Origin of the sequence: Deminuibacter soli (assembly GCF_003412455.1) — a bacterium.
GTDB lineage: Bacteria > Bacteroidota > Bacteroidia > Chitinophagales > Chitinophagaceae > Deminuibacter > Deminuibacter soli.
The window spans coordinates 213043-236815 of the sequence record NZ_QTJU01000008.1 but is presented as its reverse complement, the minus strand read 5'-3'; the positions used below and the strand labels follow the sequence as shown (position 1 = coordinate 236815).

The window sequence follows — 23773 nt, the reverse complement described above, 5'->3', positions numbered from 1 at the left end:
ATTCTACTACCGTCAGCCTGTTCTCTACCGTAATACAGAGTACTGGATGCAGGGGTAAAAACGGCAGGAAGAAGGGCGGTATTAAAGCCCATATGGTTGTCAGGGCAAAAGATAATCTCCCATGCATTGTTAAGCTTACACCCGGTAAAGCAAGTGATGTTAAGTTTATCCATAACCTGGATTTGCCCGCTGGCTCCATCGTAGTAATGGATAAGGCATACAGAAATTACAACCAGTACAACCAGTGGAATAATGAACAGGTAACCTGGGTTACCCGGCTGCACGGCCGCAGTGTATTCACCCTGGTAGAAAACAACCCATTGGAGATAAAACAACACCTGGCGGGTGTGAAGGAGGATTGGACTGTAGAGCTGGGCCATTCCCAGGACAAAAACCGGTTTAAAGCGCGGATGATTGTATTTTTCGATGCAGTCAACAAGCAAGAGTTGCGTTTTATTACCAACAATTTTGAGTTGGATGCTTTAACCATAGCAGAGATTTACCGCCAGCGTTGGCAGATAGAATTGCTGTTCAAAAGAATCAAACAAAATTTTCAGCTGCACTTTTTTCTCGGAGACAACGAAAACGCTATCCAAATCCAGTTGTGGTCTACGCTAATAGCCGATTTACTGATCAAAATAATAAAGGACAAGGCAGCGCGGTTGCAAAAAGCAAAACGCTGGTCGATGGCCAATCTGGCCGGGCTTATCCGGTTACATCTGGCTACCTATATAGATTTACTTCACTTCTTAATCAACCCGGACAAGGCATTGTTAAACTATAAAAATCCGCACCCCCAAATACAGCTTAGTTTTTTCCCTTCACAATGAAGGGGGCTTGCCTTTTTATACAACCACTCACATGCCTGATTTTGTTGCATTACAGCAAAAAAAAAGCACTGCTTTCCGTTTTTACCGGACAACAGTGATTGACTATTCACTATTGACCCAGCTTTCCAACGCTCGATTCCCGACGCCTGTTCCCCGATACTTTGCGGGTTTTTGCGGGTTTTGTGCTATCTTCCCCTTTTTCATCCAATCGTATGCCCCGCTTATGAAGTATCTGTTGTTGCTGAGCTGTTTGTTCACAGCCAGGTTGGCCTCGGCCCAGCAATTCCTGCAGCCCTCGGCTGCTGCCAGTCATTGGGTTGACAGCACGTTTAAACACCTGTCTAAAAAACAGCAAATCGCCCAGCTCATGGTGCTGCGCCTGTCCGAACGCAGGGGCAGCAATGTGGTGTTTTTCGACCAGCAGATTGCTGCTGACATTAAAAAGTACAATATCGGCTCTATTTGCCTGTTCCAGGGTTCGCCCGTACAGCAGGCTACCGTAATCAATGCCCTGCAGCAAAAAGCACGCACACCCCTCATGGTTTGTATTGACGGTGAAACAGGGGTGGGTATGCGTTTTACAGACAGCATCGTAAAATTCCCTGACCAGCTTACCCTGGGCGCCGTGCAGAATGCTGCGCTGGCGTATAAAATGGGGCAGGCTATTGCTGCGCAGTGTAAACGCATTGGCATACAGGTGAACTATGCGCCCGTGGTAGATATTAATAACAATCCCAACAACCCGGTTATCAATTTCCGCTCTCTGGGTGAAGATAAATACCGCGTATCCCTGCTGGGTACACAGGTAATGAAGGGTATGCAGGATGGCGGTGTAATGGCCTGCGCCAAACACTTCCCCGGTCATGGTGATGTGGCGGTAGATTCACATCTCGATCTGCCTGTCATCAATAAATCCATTACCCAGCTCGATTCGCTGGAGCTGTACCCTTTCCGCGAACTCATCAGCGCAGGCGTGGGTAGCGTAATGGTGGCACACTTGTATATTCCTGCTATCGATAGTACGCCCAACCAGGCTACTTCTCTATCTTATAAAAATGTAACCGGCCTGCTCCGCAACCAGCTTGGCTTTAAAGGCATCACTTTTACCGATGCACTCGAAATGAAAGGGGTGGCCAAATTCTATCCCCAGGGTGAAGCAGCTGCGCAATCACTCATTGCCGGCAACGACATGTTATGCCTGCCCGGTGATGTAAAAGGCAGCATTAAGAAAGTAAGAAAAGCCGTACGCCAGGGTAAACTGAGCTGGGATGATATTGAAGCCAAAGTAAAAAGAGTGCTGCTGGCCAAATACAACCTGGGACTGGATACCGCACAAAACATCAACACCGAACATTTAACGGAAGACCTGAATGCACAGGTGAACCTGCTGAAAAAAGAAGTATATGCCAATGCCATTACCCTGCTGCACCACCATCCCGCCAACACGGCAACAGGTGCTGCTAAGAAAGTAGCGTATGTAGGCATTGGTTTAAAAGGCGCCAATCACTTTGCACGCCTGTTACAGCAAACCTATAACGCCAGCTGCTTTTATTTTGATTATGCGCAGGACAGCGCTGCTGCCACCCGCCTGCTTGGCCAGTTACAGGGGTATGATGAAGTAATTGTTGGTTTGCACCAGTATGCAAAATACCCTGCCAGGAACTTCGGTATCAGCGGCGCCGCTACCATGTTGATGCAGCAATTGCAGCAGCAGCCTGCAACCGTTGCCCTGGTATTCGGTAATCCATATGCCGTTAAAAACCTGTGCAACGCGCCTGTGCTTGTTGCTTGTTATGAAGACGACAGCATTATGCACGAAACAGCCCTGGCCTTGCTGAAAGGCGAACTGCAGCCCAAAGGTAAACTGCCCGTAACCGTATGTGATAACCTGCATTATGGCGATGGCATTGTAGCGCATAATTGGCTGCCCGAAGCGCCCGCTGCTTCACTGGGTTTTGATACCGCCAAACTCAACACCATTGATTCTGTTGCCGCAGTTGCCATTGCCAAACACGCTACACCCGGTTGCGTGGTGCTGGTCGCTAAAAATGGCAAGATAGCTTTTGCCAAAGGCTATGGCAGCATGAGCTACGATGGTAAAGAACCCGTTACTGTTGAAACCGTGTACGACCTGGCTTCTGTTACCAAGATATCTGCTACTACCGTTAGTGTAATGAAATTATACGAGCAGGGTAAACTGGATATTCACCAAACACTGGGCAATTACCTGCCCTGGCTCAGGGGCAGCGATAAAGCCGGTTTAACGCTCGAAAATGTATTGCTGCACCAGGCAGGCTTAAATGCATTTATTCCTTTTTACCGTGAAACCATCGATACCCTCACTGGTAAACCCAAACCAGGCTACTACGCGGCTTTGCCCGATACGCAGTACACCATTCGTGTAGCGGAAAATATGTACATGCGCAAAGACTATGTAGACAGCATGTTTGCACGCATACGCAACAGCAAACTGGGTGCGCCCAATAAATATGTATACAGCGACAACGATTTTATACTGCTGGGCAAAATAGTGGAAGCCATCACCGGCATGCCGCTCGAAGAGTATGTGCGCGTTACCTTTTATGAGCCCCTGCAAATGGAAAGCACCGGCTTTCACCCGCGCGATCGTATCGCATTGAACGTAATTGCACCCACCGAAAAAGAAAAATTCTTTCGCCGTCAGCAACTGCGTGGCGATGTGCACGACCCCGGTGCTGCCATGTTTGGCGGTGTAGCAGGCCATGCCGGTTTGTTCAGCAATGCCGAAGACCTGGCCAAACTGTACCAGCTGCTGCTGAATGGCGGTACCTTAAATGGTGTACAACTGCTGAAAAAAGAAACCATTGACTTTTTTACCGCCTACCACAGCAATATCAGCCGCCGCGGCCTGGGATTCGATAAACCGGAAAAAGACAATGCCACCCGCAAGGAAGCATACCCTGCCCGCAGCGTATCGCCGCTTACGTTTGGCCACACAGGCTTTACAGGCATCGGCGTATGGGCCGATCCGCAGTATAACCTGCTGTACATCTTCTTCAGCAACCGCGTAAACCCCGAAGGGGGAGAAAACCTGCGCCTCTCGCAGCTGAATATACGCTCTAACATACAGGACATTATTTATGCTGCCATGAAGCAGTAAATAACTTCCGCATCATTCATTGCAAAAGCACGGCGCTTGCGCCGTGCTTTTTTATTGCCCATACCCGCTTGCTTTGCCGTTTACAGGCCAGCACAGCCATTCCCCGAAAATCGGCGCAAATTGTACAATTCTCTGGTTCTAAGCCTTATATTCGTATACTTAATATTGTAGCATTATGAAATCACTACTGCGTATTACGGGTGTAACGCTGGTCATGGTACTGGTATTTGCCTCTTGCAAAAAATCAGTGCCCAAACAGGTCAGGTTCATCCCAAAAGATGCTTCTTTTGTAATAGGCATCAACCCTAAAAACCTTAATGGGAAACTGGCTAAAAGCAATATCAGTCTCGATTCCCTGTTTAAAAGTGCACTGGCCGACAATGCTGATGCAAACGATGTACAGAAATGGGATGACCTGAAAAATTCAGGGATCAACTTCCAGTCAGATGTATATGCATTTGTACAAATCAAAGGCAGCATCATGTCTGGCAGTTCTACCACACTGGGTGCAGTAGCCGCGCTGGATGACGCTACCAAATTTGAAGCATACATCAAAAAACAGAAGCCCGGCATCACCGTACAAAAAGCCAACGGTTTTTCTTTCGCAACTATCCAGAACAGTTTAGCTATCGGCTGGTCAGGCGATATCGTGGTGCTGGCGGGTAACCCCAACACACACAGCATGCTCGACACAACTGCCAATGCCACTGCAGGTGCTGCACAGCAACAGCAGGTGCTGGCCGATATTTTCGCGCTGAAAGAAGAAGCCTCCGTAGCTTCTATTGCAGAATTCAGAGACCTCACTGCTACCAAGGCTGATGCCTTGCTGTGGACCAACAGCAGCAATACGCTGAATACGGCTATCCCGATGATAGCAATGACCAAGGCTTCTGACCTGATGAAGGATTCTTATGGTGCAGGCTTCGTGAACTTTGAAGACGGTAAGGTAGCAGGCGAGTTTAAATACTATGCCAACAAAGCATTCGGCGATATCCTGAAAAAATATGCAGGCCCAACAGTCGACATGGGTATGGTTGATCAATATCCTTCAGCCAACATCGACGGCTTTGGCGTATTCTCTTTCAATCCGCAGCTCATCACTGCCATTGTACAGTTCATTGGCCTCGATGCTACTGCCAATTCTTATTTAAACAGCAGCATGGGCTTTACACTGGATGATGTTACCAAGGCCTTTAAAGGTGATTTTGCCATTATCGCATCTGATGCAGGCGAAAAAGAAGTAACCTCTCCTTACAACCCTGCACTTACTTACAAACAGTCTACCGTAAAATACCTGTTCAACGCCAGGGTGGGCGATAAAGCTGCCTACACCAAAGTAACAGCTGCCCTGGCTGCCAAAGGCGTACTGGTGGCCAACGCCGGCGGTTATACCATATCACCTGTTCCCGGCATTGCTGCCAGCATCGACGATAAAAATGTGCTGGTTGCTTCAGATAGCGCATTGCTGCTCGATTACAAGGCAGGCAAAGGCAAGGCCACATTGGCTGCCGATGTAAAAGACAAGGTAAAAGGAAGCGCAACGGCCATGTATTTTGACATCGCCAAAATTATGACCGGCTTTACACCTGCACCTGCCGATACCACTAAAACGGCCATACACCAGTTGGCGCTGAAAACATTTAGAGATGCTTATTTCGCTTCCGATAATTACGACGGAAAAGCCATGAAGAGCATTTTTGAAATGCGCACGGTGAATGAAAAGGAAAACAGTCTTGCTTCTATTGTGAAGTTCAGTGCAGGTTCAGCACGATTGGCTAAAATAGAAGAGAAAAAGGCGAATGCCGATGCACTTATAACAGCACCGGTAGATACGGTCGCAGCGCCTGCGGTACCCGCACACTAATACAACCAAATATTAACGGAAGGCTGCCCAACGGCAGCCTTCTTTTTTAAGCGGGTTGCTTATATTGCCTTACGCAAAAATGGATATGCCACATGCAGATACAATTGCAACAACTGGTGCCCGTGCCGCTGAGAGACAAGCTGGAACAAAGAAAGTCGGATATATGGAATACCAGTGTTACGTTTAACAAAGGCGAATGGGTTAAAATAAAGGCCCCCAGCGGTACCGGCAAAACCACGCTGGTACACACCCTGTACAAGCTGCGCGACGATTATGAAGGCGCGGTGAGCTGGGGCGGCAAATCGTTACGCAATTACCGGCCTGCCGAAACAGCCGCACTGCGCCAGCAAACCGTGAGCATCATATTCCAGGACATGCGCTTGTTTCCTAACCTTACAGCTCGTGAAAATATTGAACTGAAACGCGTGCTCACTGCACCGCCTTATTACGAAGCAACGGTGATTGATGCAATGGCCGAAAAGCTGCAGGTAGCGCATGTGCTTAACCAGCGTGCCGGGCTTTGCAGTTATGGCGAGCAGCAACGTATTGCCATTATACGCGCCCTGGTGCAGCCGTTTGAATGGCTGGTGATGGATGAACCTTTTAGTCATCTCGACCACAACAATGCAGGCAAGGCGGCTGAGCTTATTGCCACAGAATGCACCAAACGCAAGGCTGGCTTTATATTAACCGACCTGGATGAAGACACGCATTTTGCCTACACCCGCAATTTATTGTTGTAAGCATTAAACCCGGAAGAATACCTATGTTCCCGCTTCTTAAAAAATTAATCCGCACAGGCGCAGGCCGCACCCGCTTTTTAATGGCTGTGCTGGGACTGTCTGTTGCGTTATTGCTGATACTTTCTGCCGTGCAGCTGCAGGCTGATTACCACAGCCTGCTGTACAGCAAAAACAGCCAGGATAGTATTGCCAATTTCCTGGTGGTAAACAAACAGCTCACCGCACAAAACATCGGCGCTGCAGAACTTAGCCCTGCTGATATTAATGGTTTAAAGCAGCAGCCTTTTACAGACGCCATTGGCCAGCTTACACCCAGCCGCTTTCGCATTTATGCGCATGGGGAACAAATACCCTTTAGCACCGACCTGTTTTTTGAAAGCGTGCCCGATGAGTTTATTGATGTAACCAGTGCAGACTGGGCATGGACGGATCAGTCGCAGTTTATTCCCATGATTGTACCCAATATGTTCCTGGATGCCTACAATTTTGGCTTTGCGCCCTCTCAAAACCTGCCCCAGCTTACACAGGATGTGGTGAAAAGCCTGCCCATACAAATCAGCATCAGTACCGCAACAGGTAATGTAAACTATTACGCCAAAGTAGTTGGTTTCAGCGATCGCATTTCTTCGTTGCTGGTGCCGCAGCAATTTATGGATTGGGCCAATAAACGTTTTGGAACAGGTGAGGTGGTAAAACCTTCACGCCTGATCATCAAAACAAAAGATCCCGGTAATCCTGAACTGGTAAAGTATTTACAGGAGCATGGTTTAAAAACAGATGCCGACAAAACCCGCTTTAGCAAATACCGCCAGCAGGTAAACATGATTGTAAATATCTCCTGGGTTACAGGTGTAATGATGCTGCTGTTTGCCATCCTGATATTTACCCTGTTTATACAGTTAACCATCGCTTCGTGTAAAGAAGAAATTACCCTGCTGGTTACCCTGGGTACTGCACCGCGGCAATTGCAGCGTTTTTTGATGCGGCAGTTTTTTCCGCCCAATATCATTATCACGGTAATTGTGCTGGTTGCGGTTGCCATATTGCAATGGCTGATGGCCGGCTTTTTACAGGGCAAAAGTATTTACCTGCCGGCAGCTACCAGTTACACCACGTTTGCAGCTGCCTTACTGATATTGCTGGTGTTGTGGCTGGTAAACTATTTAACGGTAAAGAAATACATCGCACAGGCACGATAAAAAGAAAACCCGTTGCTGATGCAAGTCAACAACGGGTTATAGTTTGTACAAGGGATACGGAAATTCAATGTGTTTTCATAGTACGTCTCTGTCAATTATTTTCAAAGACTGTGAAGTTAGCTACGGCCTGCTGCTTAGTTCAAACGGATACCGAGGTTCACGCTGAAGGTGCGGTATTTGTTTTTGTCGTTAGCACCGTTGTCTGTTTGTGTAGAGTTGATTTTGGTTAAACCCCAGTCGTAACCAACACCTACAGCAATACGGTTAAATTCAACACCTGCCAGTGCATTAATACCTACGCCAAATCTTTTCAGCCTGTCATAACGTGCACCTTCCTGGTCACCGGTGGTAGGGTCGTCATCATTAAACTTAATGGTTGAGCTGCTGGTAGTAACCACGCCGCCTACATTGGTTTCAACTTTTGATTTACCGCCAATGCCCATTTCTACGTAAGGACCTGCACCAAGAAACACACGTGCCTGGTTACTCAACGGAACTTTAATTACAAAGTCGGCAGGTATCTGCAGGTACAGCGGGCGAAAACGGGTTTTTACATAGTTGTTGTCCTTGTTGTTAGGGTCTGCGAAATAATCGGTCTTTGAACCACGGCCCTGTAAAAACAAACCTGTTTGCACAGAGAACATATCGTTCAGCGGAATGTCACCCAGCACACCAACATTAAAAGACGACAAAGTGTGTTTGTCACTTATGGTTCCGTCGCCATTGGTTGAAATGTTTGCCAGGTTCCAGCCACCTTTCAAATAAATACCACCCGGGTTGGTGTTGGTAGTTGCCGATGTGGTGCTTTGTGCAGTTGCCTTAAGGCTTGCGAGACTGATAATACCAGCCATAATTGCAATCGATGTCTTTTTCATAGTGTATAGTTTTTGAACTCCACCTACCATGATTCTAAGACCGTGCCAATCAGGTGGGATACGCTGTGGAACTTTGTTCTCAATATGCTTTAACGTATTGCCTTATAAATGATTACAATAATTGATAGGAGGGTATGTACGGATGTTTGGGGTTGCCTGGGAAATGTACCGGGCAAAGCAAAAAGTGCACACAGCGAATGATGTGTGCGTTAAATGTGTTGTGCGTAACAGCAACAAAAAAGCCGCTTCTGTATGTAAGAAACGGCTTTTAGCTTATTATTCAGTAGGCTTTTGCGGCGGCTTTTGTTGTGGTGGCTGCTGCGGCGGCCTGGGTTGCTGTGGTTTTTGTTGTGGCGGTCTTTGCTGTTGTTGTGGCTTTTGTTGCTGTTGCTGGGGTTGCTGTGGCTTTTGCTGTTGCGGCGGCCTTTGCTGGTGCTGCTGTTTGGGCTGTTGCGGCCTTTGCTGGGCACCATTATTATTATTGTTACCACCACCTTGCTGTTGCTGGGGCTTTGGTTGTTGTGGCCTTTGCGGCTGCTGTTGTTGTTTCTGCTGCGGCTGCTGTTGTTTAGGTGCACCCTGCTGCTGGTTGCCACTACCACGTTGCGGCTGCTGGTTGTTACCGCCACTGCCACGCTGGTCTTTGGCTTCGCGTTGTTCATTACCACCTTTGCGCTGGTCGTTACCGCGTTGCTCTCTTTCCTTGTCCTTGCGTTTTTTGCTGTTGCGTTCCAGGCTGCGCAGGCTTATCTGGCCTACTACATCCACAAACTGCGGTTCAATTTCTTTCACCTTGCTGCTCACTACTTCTACAGCCTGCAGTTCGGTAGCCTTTTCACCACGCTGGTTCATGCGTTTTATTTCGCGCACGCGCTGAATGGTAAGCGGGTATTGTTTGTTGCTTTCAGGCAAAACATACCACATCAGGTTTTTGAAGATATCTTTTTTAATCAGCGAAGCATGGCCTTTCACCGTATCGAGCGTTTCGGCATTATCGGGGAATTGCTGCAATGCATCAAGGTAAGTATCGAGCTCGTAGTTAAGACAGCATTTTAAACGGCCGCACTGACCGCTTAATTTGGTTTGGTTAATACTAAGGTTCTGGTAGCGGGCAGCGGTAGTGGTAACGCTTTTGAAATCGGTTAACCAGGTACTGCAGCACAGCTCGCGGCCGCAACTGCCAATACCGCCCACTTTGGCGGCTTCCTGGCGAATACCTATCTGGCGCATTTCAACCTTCACCTTAAACTCAGAGGCGAGAATCTTAATCAGCTCCCTGAAATCCACACGGTCATCAGCGGTATAGAAGAAAGTCGCTTTTTTGCCATCTGCCTGTATCTCCACCTCGCTCAGTTTCATCTGTAAATTCAGCTGGCGGGCAATGGCGCGGCTGCGGGCCTGTACGTCTTTTTCACGCCCCTTGTGCAGCTGAAACAACTCCAGGTCTTTTTCGGTACTGCGGCGTAATACCTTCTTGATATCGCTGTTTAACTCATCTACCCCCTTCTTCTTCATCTGCAGGCGAACCATTTCGCCGGTGAGGGAAACTTCACCCACATCAAAGCCGCTAACGCCTTCGAGGGTAACATATTCGCCTTTTTCAAAATGCTGAAGAGAAGTATTGCGGTAAAATTCTTTGCGGCTGCCCTGGTTAAAACTTACTTCCACAATTTTGCATGCATCGTCCACATCGCTCAGGGGTAAATTAACCAGCCAGTCGTGTACATTCATCCTGTTGCAGGAACCGGTGCTGCATCCGCCGTTGCTCTTGCATCCGCCGGGTTTACCCGTTCCACATGATCCACATCCCATATTGATGTATTTACATAGTTCAATTGGTTAAATAAAAAGGCGGAAGACGGTAAAAGGCAGGTGCAGGCGGCAGTTCTACAGCATTGCAGACGGCCGCACTTAGACTTTTTGGGTAGTGTATGTCAACGTATTATATGATAAACACTTAACAAAGCGGTTCACCAGGCACTTTCACAAAATCTCTCCGTCGGGGTGTAAACCGATTGAACGGAATACACCTACTCAATCAAAAATAGCGCTTTATCCTGAATAATATGGTAAAGTTTGATGGTAAGGGCGTGGAACAGCATTTTGGCATTGGCGTTTCTTTCAATATAATAAGCCGCCTTATCCAGCTCTTCAATAAGCACCTGCTGCTGGCTTACCGAGGCAATTTTGTTGAGGCGCTGTGCAAAATCTTTTTCCTGTTCAGGTAAAAACGCCTTGTCAATCCCCATTACGCGTATGCGGATGCTCTGTTCCAGCAGGTGGTTAAAATAACGCAGAAACTGTTTTTGCTTTTCACGGCCCATCTTGCTTACTTCTTCAATCCATTTCACCTGGGCTGCCGGTCCGCCCTTCAAAGTGGCATTCAGCCATTCGCGCAGCAGGGTTTGCCAGTCTGCATCAGCATGCTGTATTAATTGCAGGGCTTCGCGGTAATTGCCTTCCGCAATACCGGCTACCTGGCGTGCTGCATCGGGCGCAGCGCCGGTGTTTTGTATGAGACCTTGTTCTATGTCTGCATTCTCCAGCAGCGGAATTTTTACCAGCTGGCAACGGCTTAAAATGGTAGCGAGTATCTGCTCTTCATTTTCGGCCACCAACACAAACAGGGTATTCGGTGGCGGTTCTTCTATCAGTTTCAGCAGCTTGTTGCCTTCCTTGCCCAGGTATTCGGGCATCCACAATACCAGTATTTTGTATTCGCTTTCAAAACTCTTGAGGCTCAGTTTGCGGATAATATCATTACACTCCTCGGCCGTAATATTCCCCTGCTTGTTTTCTGCACCGATCAGCTGCAGCCAGTCAAACGAATTGCCATAAGGCTGCTGCTTTACAAATTCGCGCCAGTTGGTAATATAATCGGTACTGGTGGGCTTATCGCCGCTCTTTTTGGGAATAACCGGGTAGGCAAAATGAATATCGGGGTGGATGAGCTGCTGCGCTTTTACACAGGCCGCACAAACACCACAGGCATCCGTGGGCGCCTGTGCAGGGGCCGCAGGTGCAGGTTCTTCGCCAAAAAGCGAGGGGCCGGCAGGGGCTGCAGGGCGGTTAATGGCCTGCACTTTTTCACACACCACGTACTGGGCAAAGGCCAGTGCCAGCGGGAGGGAGCCGCTGCCTTCCTTGCCCAGGAACAGCAGGGCATGACTTAACCTGTTGTGCTGCACCATTTCGGAGAGGTGCTGTTTAACTTCCTGTTGCCCGATAACCTTTTCAAACTGCATGGAGCGAAGATAGCATACAAACCGACTTGACAAATCTGCCGGTGTTGGTTACATTTATCTATGCTAACCGGAATTACCGCCACCATTCAAACACAGCCATTTGTTAAAATAGCGCCTGCGTTTATTGCAGGTATTGTACTGCAATGGTACATGCCCCTGCCAGCCTGGCTCTTGCTGGGTGCTTCCTTATTGTTGCTGTTACTGCTGTTGCTGTTTGTTCGCCTGCCCATGGTAATGCGTTACCGGTATACATGGCTGCAGGGCACAGGTATATTACTGTTGCTGCTGCTGGCAGGCTGTGCCGTGGTGTATTGCAAAGATGTACGCAATAAAAACAACTGGTTTGGACACCTGTACCAACCCGGCAACACACTATATGTTGAAATAATTGAACCGCCTGTATTAAAACAAACCAGTTATACCGCCACTGCCCGTGTGCTGGGTATTAAAACCAAACGGGGGTGGGAAGCAACCACCGGCAAACTATGCCTGTACCTGCAAAAAGACAGCGCAACCACCCCGCTGCAGACTGGCAGCCGGCTGCTGTTTACACGATCGCTGCAACGTGTGCAGAACAGCGGTAACCCAGGCGGGTTTGACTACAGTCGTTATTGTGCTTTTCAAAACATGTACCACCAGGTATGGCTGCAAAGAAAAGATTATGTAGTGCTGCCACCCGGCCATACCAGCCTGGTACAACAGTATTTGTACCGCATGCAGGGCAGTGTGGTGCGTTTGCTGCAGAACCGCATTCCCGGCAAAGCCGAAAGCGCGCTGGCAGAAGCATTGCTGATCGGCTATCGCAACGATTTGGATAAAACCCTGCTGCAAAGCTACAGCGATACAGGGCTGGTGCATATTATTGCCATCAGCGGTTTGCACCTGGGCATGCTGTACGGTGTACTCATGGGTGCCTTATTTTTCCTGCGGCGCAAACCCTGGCAGCGCCTGCTGCGCGGCGTGCTTGTGCTGGTGGTGCTGTGGCTGTTTACATTGCTGGCAGGTGCCGGCGCATCAGTGGTGCGTGCTGCGCTCATGTTTTCGTTTATTACCGTGGCAGGCATGCTGGGGCGCGTCAACAGCCCGTACAATAATCTTGCAGCTTCGGCCTGTTGCCTGTTGCTGTACGATCCCTTTTGTTTATGGGATGTGGGTTTCCAGCTATCGTACGCTGCAGTGCTGGGCATTGCACTGTTTTACAAACCCATCAGTCATTGGGTGCTGCCGCAAAACCGGCTGGTGAAAAATATCTGGCAGCTGATGGCGCTGAGCATTGCCGCGCAGGTGCTTACGCTGCCGCTGGTATTGTTTTATTTTCACCAGTTTCCTTTGTTGTTTTTATTCAGCAACCTGCTGGTAGTGCCCTTGTCGGGTATTGTATTATATGGAGAACTGCTGCTGTTACTGGTGCAGTGCATTACCCCGCTGGCGGTGTGGTGCGGTAAGGCCATTGGCTGGCTGGTAATGCTGATGAATGCACTGGTGGCGCGCTTGGGGCAGTTGCCTTTTGCACGCATCAGCCAGGTGCATGTATACCATGCAGAATTGCTGCTGTGGTTTGCAGTGGTGTTGCTGGCAGCCGCAGCGCTGCTGTTTGCCAGGAGAAATTTGTTGCTGCCGGCCGTGGCAGGTTTGGTGCTACTCGCATTGGTACAAACCGGTTTCCGCTGGCATAGTTTGCGGCAGCAATACATGGTGGTGTACAATATTCCCGGAACAGCTGCTGCAGAATTGGTCACCGGCCGTACCAGCTGGCTGAAGTGTGATGCGGCAGTAACCATCAACCACCAGTTGCAGCAATCGGTACTGCTGCCTGCACATACCCAGCTGGGTATTGATGAAACCCATGTGCTGAGGCATTTTTTATACCGGTACCACGGCAAAATCATCGGGTTTTTACCGGCAGACTTTAAAGTTGATTCGTTTACAGGCAATTATAGTGTGGATATTCTCATCCTTTCTAACAGCCCGCATTGCACTGTAGCCCAGCTGCAGCAATGGTTTCACTGCAAACAACTGGTTTTCGACAGCAGTAACCCGCTGTGGAAAATACAAAAATGGAAAAAAGATTGCGACAGCCTACATTTGCGCTTTCATTCTGTTCCTGAACAAGGCGCTTTTGTAGCATCCCTGTGAACAGTAACCCCTGCTAACAGCCGCGCATTCAATTGGTTAAACAACTATAATATACAGTCATGCAAAAAAAAATCCAGTCTGCCCTCATTTCTGTTTTCTATAAAGACGGCCTGGCGCCTATTGTGCAAACGTTAAACCGCCTGGGTATCACCATTTACTCTACCGGCGGAACACAGAAATTTATTGAAGACCTGGGTTTGCCCTGCGTGCCGGTTGAAAGTTTAACCACGTATCCTTCCATTCTTGGCGGCCGCGTTAAAACCCTGCACCCCGCTGTATTTGGCGGTATCCTGGGCAGGCGTTATGAGCCGCAGGACCTGCAGGAAATGAAACAATACAACATTCCTGAAATAGACCTGGTGATTGTTGACCTGTATCCTTTTGAAGAAACACTGGCCAGCACTACCGAAGAAAAAGCCATCATCGAGAAAATTGATATCGGCGGACCTTCCATGATACGCGCTGCTGCCAAAAACTTCAAAGACCTGGTAGTGGTGGCCGCCAAAGACGATTACGCTCAGCTGGAGCAATTGCTGAACAGCCAGGAAGGCACTACCACTATCGAACAGCGTAAAGCCTTTGCTGCAAAAGCCTTTGAAATTGTGATGCAGTACGATATTGCCATCAGCAATTATTTCAACGCAGATAAAGCCATTCAAACCGTACAGCAAAAAACACAGCAGTCGCTGCGTTACGGTGAAAACCCGCACCAGCAGGCTGTTTTCTATGGCGATTTAACACAGCTGTTTACCCAGCTGAATGGTAAAGAACTCTCTTACAATAACCTGGTAGATGTGGATGCTGCCGTTCAGCTGATCACTGAATTTGAAGCGCCCGCAGCCGGTAAAGACACTGTGTTTGCCATTATCAAACACACCAATGTATGTGGCGTGGCAGCAAGAAATGCCGTGAAAACCGCCTGGGATGCAGCCCTGTCAGGCGACCCTGAAAGTGCATTCGGCGGTGTGCTGGTAACCAATGGCACGGTTGACAAGGCTACAGCTGAAGCCATCAACGAAATATTCTTTGAAGTGCTCATTGCACCTGCATTTGATGAAGATGCACTGCAGGTACTGAAAAGCAAAAAGAACCGCATTCTGCTGCAGCTGAAAGAACTGAAAGCCACTGCCGGCAGCCAGTACAAATCACTGCTCAACGGTACACTGGTGCAGGATACCGATAAGGGCAATTTCCAGGAATGGAAAGAAGAAGGCGGCAGAACAGCTACCGAAGATGAAAAAGCCAACCTGGTGTTTGCAAACATCATCTGCAAGCATTTAAAAAGCAACGCCATTGCACTGGTGAAAGACAAACAGCTGGTGGGTAAAGGCTGTGGCCAAACCAGCCGTATCGATGCCCTGCGCCAGGCGCTGGACAAAGCCAAACAGTTCAACTTCGACCTGAAAGGTGCAGTAATGGCTTCTGATGCATTTTTCCCCTTTAACGACTGTGTGCAAATGGCGCATGCGGCTGGTGTGGAAGTAATTATTCAGCCGGGCGGTTCTGTGCGTGATAAAGACAGCATTGCCTATTGCGTGGAAAATAACATGGTGCTGGTGATGACAGGCATGCGTCATTTCAAACACTAATATAAAAAGCGTTTATCCATACAGATACAACAAAGCCGGCTGCAAGCCGGCTTTTGTTTTTATAGTATAGCTGCAACAAGCGTTATTGCGGGCAGGGTTGTGCCTGGTGACTGGAATGTACATAATAGGCTGTTTGCGCATCCGTGTAATCGTAACCGGTTAAGGTTAGTGTATCGTGGCGCATGGAAATAACGGACCGTTGCGGATAATCCGTCGCGGAAGTTTTGGTAATCAGCAGCGCCACTTGCAGTGTATCCTTTACCTCCCAGGTGCCGCATAACTGCGAAGTATCCGTACTGAAGGTATAGCCGTTGCCTGCATTGAATTGCAGGTAAAAGGGCTTGCCTGCGTAAGCGGTAAACGGGAATCCTCCGATGCCGCCTGAAGAACCAATTATGCGCCAGGAGCCGCTTTGCAGCGCCGGGTCGTGGATGATATCATCGGCTTCATCTTTATGGCAGGCAACGGCAAGCAATGCCGGCAGTGCAAGGGGTAACAGTGTTTTAAGGAGTTGCATACAATCGTTTTATTACAGTGCTGATGTAAAATAAACAGTAAGCGTTGCATGGGCCGGTAATTATTGTGGGCAGGGCGTTGCCGTGTGGTCAGCGTGCAGGTAGTAACTGATCTCGGCATTAATTCCGTAAAGGGGGGCAAGTGTCAGCGTATCGTGCTGGTACCCTATATAACTGCTCCATTCCGGTTTGCCGGCAAGTTGCACCAGCAATATTTGGCGTGATGTAGAATCTTTGAGTTGCCAGGTGCCGCATTCTTTTGAGGTATCTGTACTGAATATGCAACGCCCGTTGGGCATCAGCTGTATGTAAAAAGGCTCGTTAAGCGGGGTAAAAACATACCTGCCTGCTTCGCTGGCATAGCCTATCCTGCGCCAGGAGCCGGTTTGCGTGTTGAAGTCGTTGATAGATTTATCAGACAGGTGATCCTTATTGCAGGCAACGGCAAGCAATACCGGCGCTGCAATGAATAGTAGTGTTTTGAGGAGTTGCATACAATCGTTTTATTACAAGCATTGATGATTGCCTGTAATAAAACGTTGCACCGGGTAAATTTAGTTTACCACTTTATCTGCGCAGCAGCTGCTGGCAAATGCTTCGGGTTTGGCTTTAAAGGCAAAGCCCATACCCAGGATGTAGCCCATCGCTTCGCGCAGGGCATCATTACTTTTGAACTGCGGATTGGTATTAATGTCAGCATGTACCTCCATGTCTACATCATAGGCAATAAACAGGTTGCATAGCTCGTAAGCAATTTCAATGCTTTTGGCTACTTCTACCAGCATTCTTTCCTTGATGTTGTACTTGTGAGTTGTTTTTTCGTTGTGGATGTACATAAAGCCACCATTGTGCTCGCGCAGAAACACAATTACTGTTGCAAATTCCGTTTCACTACCTTTTACCTGGCTGTCGGTACCAATACAAACCTTCAGGCGTGTACCTTTTTCTGCTTCTTTTTTTATGGCCTCTTCTACTGCATCTTTGATAGGAAGCTGGATGGATTCTCCATTGAATTTTCTCCAACGCATATTTATGAGGTTTTCTGAAGTTACGTAATTAACTGCTGGAAATCCGCATTAAATAATTGTGTTCTTATGCACAAGCGTGGAAAACCGGGCATTTCAGCCCTAATACTGCCCTGTGCCAAGCAGCACAAGGGTACAGGCATACATGGCTTCAATGCCGTTTTCTTCGGCTAGTTTGGCCAGTTCTTCGTTTTCGGCACCAGGGTTAAAGATGATGCGTTTGGGATGCAGGGACAAAATGTATTCATAATAGGCACGCTGGTTGGCAGGGCCCAGGTACATAGTCACAGTGTCGGTACCGGTGAGGGCAGGATGATCGGTAATAACGCTTACATCGCCTATCTGCCCTTCTTTTTTACCGATCGCGGTAACCGGGTATCCCAATGCCTTGAGGCGGCTTACAGCCAGGTAGCTGTATCGCTGGGGATTGGGCGAAGCACCCAGCACCACGGTATTTTTAGCGCTATTCATACAAACAAGGTATCAAATTACGTGCAAATAACCAACAGGGACGGGAATCGTGAGTGTGAGTTGTCAGTCGTAAATAGCGAAACGAAAATCGGGACATGAAAATTGGGAGTGATGGCCGGAAACCATCAAGCCATCCGGCCATTAAACCATTATTTAAAGAATTTGATAAAGCTGTTGAGAAACCAGTTCTCTTCTGCTTTGATAATGGTATCGATGGTTTTTTCGGCATGACCGGCAAATTTGCGGATGTTGCCGATGGTTTCTGTAAACGATTTGATAGCCGGGTCTTTTTTGTCGCCCTCTACTTCCTGCAGCTGGTTCAGTACCTTCAGCATGGGATCGAGTTCGCGTTTTTTGCGCTGCGCCATAATGCGGGTAGCAACCTGCCAGATGTCTTTGTCGGCAACAAAATACTCCTTCCTGTCACCGGGAACAATCATCTTTTCTACCAGGCCCCAATCCATCAGTTCGCGGATATTGAGGTTGGCATTACCACGGCTGATGTTGAGTTGCTCCATTACATCATCTGTACTTAAAGGCGCCTCGGAAATCAGCAGCAATGCGTGCACCTGCGCCATCGTACGGTTAATACCCCATTGGTTTCCTAAAACACCCCAGCTCTGAATAAATTGTTGTTTTGCTTCCTGCAACTTCATGGCTCAAAACTAAACTGTGTTTCTGAAATTTCAAAATTTATTGAAAAATTAGAAGTATTATCTGGGATATCTCGGGCAAGGATAACTGTTGTCATCTTCATGATTGCCCCATGGATGTATCTGCAGGGCAAGGTAACCGCCGCCATTGGGCAATGCGGATTTGCTGAACAGCCATGCAAGGTTATGCAGGCCAACAATCAGCGGGCCGGCCTTTACCGCCATGCCTATCCAGGTATTGCCTTCCGTAGTGTATTGTACCGGCAGGTAAACACCCCATGTTTTGGTTTCCCAGCGTGGAGTGAGCACAATTGCGGTAAGCTCCCGTGTATTGATGCGCGAGTAACTGCGTGTAGAAGCGAACTGCAGCTGCACTTCGGCATTGAAGTAAAAATTGTTGGGCAGACTTTTATCAATACTCACCAGCAAACGGGCAGGGTTATTAATGGTAAAGCCGCCTTTTAATGAATCAAAACCACTCACAATGGTACGCAGGCTATCGTTTAACCGGCGCAGGTTGTGGTATTTCGAGAAAGTGGAATCAAGCCTGCTTACCTGCACATTGTCCTGGAAGCCGCTGAAGCCCATGCTGTATTTGCCGTAGTTGTAGCTGTTGCGGCCAAGATCGAGCAGTGATATAGCCACTTTCCAGTCGTATTCTGCGGGCATTTTGCCGGGGTTGTAATTGCTGCTGTATTCATCTGCATAACGCACATATTCCACGCCCAGGTCAATGCCTGCACCCCATTTGGTACCGCGTAAAAAGTTGCGGTAGTTGGTCCGGAATGATTGATTACTGTCGAGCGCGTCATAGTTGGCAGAGTAGCCATAATAGCCGTTGCCCTGCGAAAGGATATAATCGTTCGCGCTGTTTTTATCGGGTGTAACCACAATATTATTAACGCGTGAATTGGCGCCCGATACCGCATTCATAATGCGCAGCTGCACACCTGCCTGCCAGCGGCCTACTTCATTTTCGTGCAGGATGCGGGCGTAGCCGAAATTGTATTCGAGCCAGCTGCTGGTTTGTGCATTGCCGCCATAGTAGGGTGTTTTGCTGTTCTGGTTTACAAAATCAACCGAGTTTTTGAAGTAGCCATTGAAGTAAAACGGGGTGGATGAACCATGAACATAGTTGCGCAGGTTAACGCCGAAACTCACGGCCTGCTTATGATCTATACGGTATTGCGCATGCAGCAGGTTAAGGGAATAGCTGCCGTGCAGGTAGCGCCTGAAATAGCCGGGCTTAGCCTTTGTATCGGCACTGTCAATATTGCTAAACAGGTTGTAATTGGTAACCCGGAAACCATTGGTGATGGTTTTGCCCTGCACCCCAAACAGGGTAATATCCCAGCGGTACGGGGCATCCAGAATGGTGGCAGGGTTATAATCGGTAGAAAGGCTTCCTGCAAAGGGAGAACCATGCAAAGCCTGCAGTTGCTGTGCAGCCAGTTTGCTGCTGCCGGATACAGTAAGCAGCGCCATGCAAAAAAACGGCAGCAGCCATTGCTGCTGTCGGGAACAGATGCGGGTAAATGTGGTAACAATAATTTGCCTCAATTGTATCATACAATGTACTGTGTAAGGTGTTGTTTAGGTTTTACACGAGCGTAGGGTTGAAAGCCAAAAGGGTTAAATACGAAATCAAATGAATCGCTGAAACCCTTACCGGTAAAGGGGCATAGCAATTCATGCATTAAGCATGGAAGGGTTCAGGGGGCGTTGGTTGATATGGCAAATCAATGTTGTGGCACGGAAATAGCTTCGATAACGAAGTATGGATAATGATATAGTGCAATAGTCAAATATCGGTCCAATATTGGTGCATTTACAAAACGATAAAAGTGATAGAATGTTGCGCGATGCGCTATAAACCAGTGCTGATGCAGTGAATAGAATAAACGGTGGAAAAAAATATTACTATTTATATTCTTGAATATGCGAATCTGTTTTTAACTTTCCTACTAATATTTACTAAATAACTCATCCCATGGCAAAAGCAAATAAGAAAGCTGCGAAAAAAGCTGCCCCCAAAAAGGCAGCTGTGAAAAAAGCAGCCGTTAAAAAGGCAGCGCCTAAAGCCGCTAAAAAAGCTGCCAAAAAAGTAGCCCCTAAAAAGGCTGTTAAGGCCGCAAAAAAAGCCGCTAAGAAAGCTGCTCCCAAGGCTGCAAAAAAAGCCGCTCCTAAAAAAGCAATCAAAAAAGTGGTGAAGAAAGCCGCTGTTAAAAAAGCTGCTGTTAAAAAGGCCGCACCTAAGAAAGCCGCAAAAAAAGCTGCCCCTAAAGCCGCAAAGGCAGCTAAAAAAGCCGCTCCCAAAGCTGCACCAAAAGCCGCTAAAAAAGCAGTGAAGGCCGCCAAAAAAGCTGCTCCTAAAAAAGCAGTAAAGAAAGCCGCTCCCAAAAAAGCCGCTAAAAAAACAGCGCCTAAAGCACACGACGAAAAACCTGTTAGCCAGGACATCGATACCGTTGACCTGGACGATGAAGAGGATACTGACACAGTCGATCCCACCACCGCCGTTAGCCATCCTTCTGTTGAAGATGACGAAGATGATGACTTCGATGACGACGATGAAGATGATGATGACGACGAAGATGACGACAATTAATTTTGACGCCCTCGATAATAAAAGGCTTCTCTTACGGGAAGCTTTTTTTATGGCATACCTGCATTGCAAAGGCCCTGTAGCAACAACAGCAAAAACTGCAGTAAGACGTTTATAGTCAGCTTTTTATAGCTATCCACTAAAATGAACGCTACTAAACGCGCTTTTTTTGCGTAATTTGTAAACAGTCTATCAGTAATGTCCATCAAGATTACCATAAAGAAAAATTCGAAAGCGCATGAGGCTATCAAAAGAATGATGGCCGAGAAAGATGCTTTCCGAAAAGCCATAAAAAGCGGAGATGATGCTGCCTTTTTTGAAAAATACAAGGATAAAATCAGCACTCCGGTTAAACTGAACCACCAACCTTCCTGCTAATTTTTTTGATGTACCCGCTATCGTTGCAACCTAATGGGAGCTACGTCTTCCACACTAATCAGGGCTTACTTTATAAATGCTTTTTCAGCAATAGAAATGCAGCCTTGCGTCAACAGGCGCCACTATTGGGTATTTACGATTTTGACATCTATGAATTTGAGTTTGACTTTATAGATGTCCGCCACAATGAGCGTGCAGCCGGAATATATCCTGCCATTTCCCTTGATAATGAGATCTCGGCGACCATCGCCTTTTTGGTTAATGAATTCCTCGACAGCCAGGAGCGTGCGCTCATTTTTGTATGCGATTCGTCAGACGGCAGGGGAAAAGAACGCCAGCGGTTATTCAGGCGCTGGCATGTATCTCATTTACAGCATCATTATTTTGATCCTGTCTCAATTGAAATTGCTGATGAAAACGGGCATTTATACACTACGATATACGGTGGCGCATTTTCCAGGGCAGATATGTTGGATCGGGATGTCTTTTTACGGCAACTGAAAAGCAAAGCCCAGGAAATTATATTATCCAAATACTGATTTACCAATTAGTATAAATCTGCCTCCTGCGAATTTTGCATAGCCATACAACGCTTTTGTGCGCTTTATGGGTAAAAATACCCTGCCCGGGAAAAAGACGGCTAAAATGGCTGCTGAGTGCAGTTCAGGGCTATACGAAAGAGAGCCGGGTCACGGAATCTTCGGGAGCGGCAGTTGGGGGGGCAAAAAAAGCCCCTCCGGTTTAGCGGAAGGGCTTGTATGGTTGGATGACAACTTCAAACTTAGATCAGCATACGCAGGGGCTCTTCGAGCAGGCCTTTCAGCGTTTGCAGGAAAGCAGCACCGGTAGCACCGTCAACCACGCGGTGGTCGCAGGTAAGGGTGAGCTTCATGATATTGCCGATTTTGATTTCACCGTTTTTAACGATCGGCTCCTGGCTGATACCGCCAACAGCGAGTATGCAGGAATCAGGCGGGTTAATGATGGCAGTGAACTGGTCAATACCAAACATACCCAGGTTAGAAATGGTGAACGTGCTGCCTTCCCAATCGGCCGGCTGCAGTTTTTTATCTTTTGCTTTCTGTGCGTAGTCTTTTACCTCAGCAGAAATCTGGCTCAGCGATTTACCATCTGCAAAACGAACTACAGGTACCAGCAGGCCTTCTTCTACTGCTACGGCAACACCAATGTTTACATGGTGGTTAACACGTATTTTATCGCCCAGCCAGCTGCTGTTGATTTTTGGATGCTGTTTCAGTGCAATAGCTGTTGCTTTCAGCACAAAGTCGTTGAAGCTGATTTTTACCTTGCTGCCTTCGTTAATGCGCGTGCGGGCTGCTACCAGTTCGTCCATGTTAATGCTCATGGTGAGGTAGAATTCAGGTGCGCTGAATTTGCTTTCTGCAAGGCGTTTGGCAATCACCTTACGCATCTGTGAAACCGGCACGTCTTCAAAGCTAACCTGTCCGGCAGGAGCTGAAGGTGCAGTATAGGCAGGTGTGGCGGCAGATGTGGTTGCTGCAGGTGCGGCAGATGGCGTAAAGCTGTCTACATCGCGTTTAACGATACGGCCTGCATCGCCGCTGCCCTGTACATATTTAAGATCGATGCCTTTTTCTTCGGCCAGTTTTTTGGCGAGGGGAGAAGCAATAATGCGGCCTTCGTTTACAACCTGCTGCGCTGCTGCAGGAGCGGCCTGTTGTGCCGGGGCCTGCTGTGGCTGGGCTGCGGGTGCTGTCTGCTGTGCGGGCTGTGCTGCCGGGGCTGGTGCGCCGCCTTTGAGGGCTGCTACTACCTGGTCAACATTTATTTTACCCTGTTCGCCAATAATTGCGAGCAGGTCGTTTACGGCAATTTTTTCGCCGGCCTGGGCACCAGCGTAAAGCAGGGTGCCTGTTTTATAGCTTTCCAGCTCCATCGTGGCTTTGTCTGTTTCAATTTCAGCCAGGATATCGCCTTTTTTAACTGCGTCACCCACTTTTTTATGCCATGCAGCAATTACCCCTTCTGTCATGGTATCGCTGAGGCGTGGCATCAGCACCACTTCTTCCATATTGTGAACATCAATGCCGGGAGCAGCAGCTGGTGCGCTTGCCTGGGCAGGAGCATTCTGTGCAGGCGCACTGGCCTGGGCTTCAGGCTGCGGCTGCGCTGCGGGAGCACCACCATTCGAATGCCGGGCTACCAGGGCCGATACATCTTCACCCTGTTTGCCGATAATAGCCAGCAGGTCGTTCACCTGTAACTTGTCACCGTTTTTCGCTCCTACATGCAATAACGTCCCTTCCTGGTAGCTCTCCAGTTCCATTGTGGCTTTATCTGTTTCAATTTCTGCTAACAAATCGCCTTTCTTTACGGTATCACCCACTTTCTTGTGCCAAGCAGCAATCACACCTTCTGTCATGGTATCGCTTAGGCGGGGCATTAAGATCACTTCGGCCATAATTCGGTTGCTCGTTTAAAATGAGCCGTGAAATTACACCAAAATGCGATAAGCTGAGTTAAG

The 23773-nt window shown here is 48.1% G+C and carries 20 protein-coding genes; 10 read left to right on the top strand and 10 right to left on the bottom strand.

Going from position 1 to position 23773, the window contains the following annotated elements; all coding sequences use genetic code 11:
- From DXN05_RS19380 to DXN05_RS19360, 5 genes are all read left to right on the top strand, one after another.
- On the top strand, nucleotides 1-830 hold an 830-nt coding region (locus DXN05_RS19380), incomplete at its 5' end, for an IS4 family transposase (RefSeq protein ID WP_147313998.1).
- Nucleotides 831-1053: 223 nt separating this feature from the next.
- On the top strand, nucleotides 1054-3969 hold the full coding sequence (locus DXN05_RS19375) for a glycoside hydrolase family 3 N-terminal domain-containing protein (RefSeq protein WP_116848937.1): 2916 nt from the start codon (nucleotides 1054-1056) through the stop codon (nucleotides 3967-3969).
- Nucleotides 3970-4144: 175 nt separating this feature from the next.
- On the top strand, nucleotides 4145-5833 hold the full coding sequence (locus tag DXN05_RS19370; RefSeq protein ID WP_116848936.1) for a DUF4836 family protein: 1689 nt from the start codon (nucleotides 4145-4147) through the stop codon (nucleotides 5831-5833).
- 92 nt (nucleotides 5834-5925) lie between these two features.
- Nucleotides 5926-6576: an ATP-binding cassette domain-containing protein gene (locus tag DXN05_RS19365; protein ID WP_116848935.1), complete on the top strand. Its 651-nt coding sequence runs from the start codon at nucleotides 5926-5928 to the stop codon at nucleotides 6574-6576.
- 23 nt (nucleotides 6577-6599) lie between these two features.
- Nucleotides 6600-7775 (top strand): FtsX-like permease family protein, encoded by a 1176-nt coding sequence (locus DXN05_RS19360; protein ID WP_116848934.1) that lies wholly within the window; start codon nucleotides 6600-6602, stop codon nucleotides 7773-7775.
- A 134-nt stretch (nucleotides 7776-7909) separates the two neighbouring features.
- Here DXN05_RS19360 and DXN05_RS19355 read toward each other — a convergent pair whose 3' ends face one another.
- From DXN05_RS19355 to DXN05_RS19345, 3 genes are all read right to left on the bottom strand, one after another.
- Complete coding sequence (locus tag DXN05_RS19355; protein WP_158559347.1) at nucleotides 7910-8650, bottom strand: porin family protein; 741 nt, start codon at nucleotides 8648-8650, stop codon at nucleotides 7910-7912.
- A 276-nt stretch (nucleotides 8651-8926) separates the two neighbouring features.
- Nucleotides 8927-10462 carry a PSP1 domain-containing protein gene (locus DXN05_RS19350; RefSeq protein WP_116848932.1) on the bottom strand — a complete coding sequence of 512 codons (1536 nt, stop codon included), beginning with the start codon at nucleotides 10460-10462 and terminating at the stop codon, nucleotides 8927-8929.
- A 218-nt stretch (nucleotides 10463-10680) separates the two neighbouring features.
- The gene (locus tag DXN05_RS19345) at nucleotides 10681-11895 is read right to left on the bottom strand and encodes a DNA polymerase III subunit (RefSeq protein WP_116848931.1); all 1215 of its coding nucleotides are present in this window, start codon (nucleotides 11893-11895) and stop codon (nucleotides 10681-10683) included.
- A gap of 60 nt (nucleotides 11896-11955) precedes the next feature.
- On the opposite strand from DXN05_RS19345, the gene DXN05_RS19340 reads away from it, so the two are divergent.
- Together DXN05_RS19340 and purH are read left to right on the top strand one after the other, a co-directional pair.
- Entirely contained in the window at nucleotides 11956-14031 is a 2076-nt protein-coding gene (locus DXN05_RS19340) for a ComEC/Rec2 family competence protein (RefSeq protein WP_116848930.1), read from the top strand.
- A 59-nt stretch (nucleotides 14032-14090) separates the two neighbouring features.
- On the top strand, nucleotides 14091-15620 hold the full coding sequence (gene purH, locus DXN05_RS19335) for a bifunctional phosphoribosylaminoimidazolecarboxamide formyltransferase/IMP cyclohydrolase (protein WP_116848929.1): 1530 nt from the start codon (nucleotides 14091-14093) through the stop codon (nucleotides 15618-15620).
- Between the two features lie 82 nt (nucleotides 15621-15702).
- Here purH and DXN05_RS19330 read toward each other — a convergent pair whose 3' ends face one another.
- The 6 genes from DXN05_RS19330 to DXN05_RS19305 form a co-directional block, all read right to left on the bottom strand.
- Nucleotides 15703-16137 (bottom strand): hypothetical protein, encoded by a 435-nt coding sequence (locus DXN05_RS19330; RefSeq protein ID WP_116848928.1) that lies wholly within the window; start codon nucleotides 16135-16137, stop codon nucleotides 15703-15705.
- A gap of 60 nt (nucleotides 16138-16197) precedes the next feature.
- Nucleotides 16198-16629 (bottom strand): hypothetical protein, encoded by a 432-nt coding sequence (locus tag DXN05_RS19325; RefSeq protein ID WP_116848927.1) that lies wholly within the window; start codon nucleotides 16627-16629, stop codon nucleotides 16198-16200.
- 60 nt (nucleotides 16630-16689) lie between these two features.
- Entirely contained in the window at nucleotides 16690-17163 is a 474-nt protein-coding gene (locus DXN05_RS19320; protein ID WP_116848926.1) for a ribonuclease H-like YkuK family protein, read from the bottom strand.
- A gap of 99 nt (nucleotides 17164-17262) precedes the next feature.
- Nucleotides 17263-17631, bottom strand: coding sequence for a CoA-binding protein (locus tag DXN05_RS19315; protein ID WP_116848925.1), 369 nt, complete (start codon nucleotides 17629-17631; stop codon nucleotides 17263-17265).
- A 149-nt stretch (nucleotides 17632-17780) separates the two neighbouring features.
- Entirely contained in the window at nucleotides 17781-18287 is a 507-nt protein-coding gene (locus DXN05_RS19310; RefSeq protein WP_116848924.1) for a GbsR/MarR family transcriptional regulator, read from the bottom strand.
- A gap of 57 nt (nucleotides 18288-18344) precedes the next feature.
- Entirely contained in the window at nucleotides 18345-19853 is a 1509-nt protein-coding gene (locus DXN05_RS19305) for a DUF5723 family protein (RefSeq protein ID WP_116848923.1), read from the bottom strand.
- A gap of 421 nt (nucleotides 19854-20274) precedes the next feature.
- Here DXN05_RS19305 and DXN05_RS19300 point away from each other — a divergent pair, with 421 nt between their 5' ends.
- The 3 genes from DXN05_RS19300 to DXN05_RS19290 all read left to right on the top strand — a co-directional run bounded on the left by DXN05_RS19300 (nucleotide 20275) and on the right by DXN05_RS19290 (nucleotide 21806).
- Nucleotides 20275-20892 (top strand): hypothetical protein, encoded by a 618-nt coding sequence (locus DXN05_RS19300; RefSeq protein WP_170148882.1) that lies wholly within the window; start codon nucleotides 20275-20277, stop codon nucleotides 20890-20892.
- Nucleotides 20893-21087: 195 nt separating this feature from the next.
- Nucleotides 21088-21267, top strand: coding sequence for a hypothetical protein (locus tag DXN05_RS19295; protein ID WP_116848922.1), 180 nt, complete (start codon nucleotides 21088-21090; stop codon nucleotides 21265-21267).
- Between the two features lie 8 nt (nucleotides 21268-21275).
- The gene (locus DXN05_RS19290) at nucleotides 21276-21806 is read left to right on the top strand and encodes a DUF6169 family protein (protein ID WP_116848921.1); all 531 of its coding nucleotides are present in this window, start codon (nucleotides 21276-21278) and stop codon (nucleotides 21804-21806) included.
- A 242-nt stretch (nucleotides 21807-22048) separates the two neighbouring features.
- On the opposite strand, the gene DXN05_RS19285 is transcribed toward DXN05_RS19290, so the two are convergent.
- Entirely contained in the window at nucleotides 22049-23710 is a 1662-nt protein-coding gene (locus DXN05_RS19285) for a pyruvate dehydrogenase complex dihydrolipoamide acetyltransferase (protein ID WP_116848920.1), read from the bottom strand.
- Nucleotides 23711-23773: the final 63 nt, after the last annotated feature.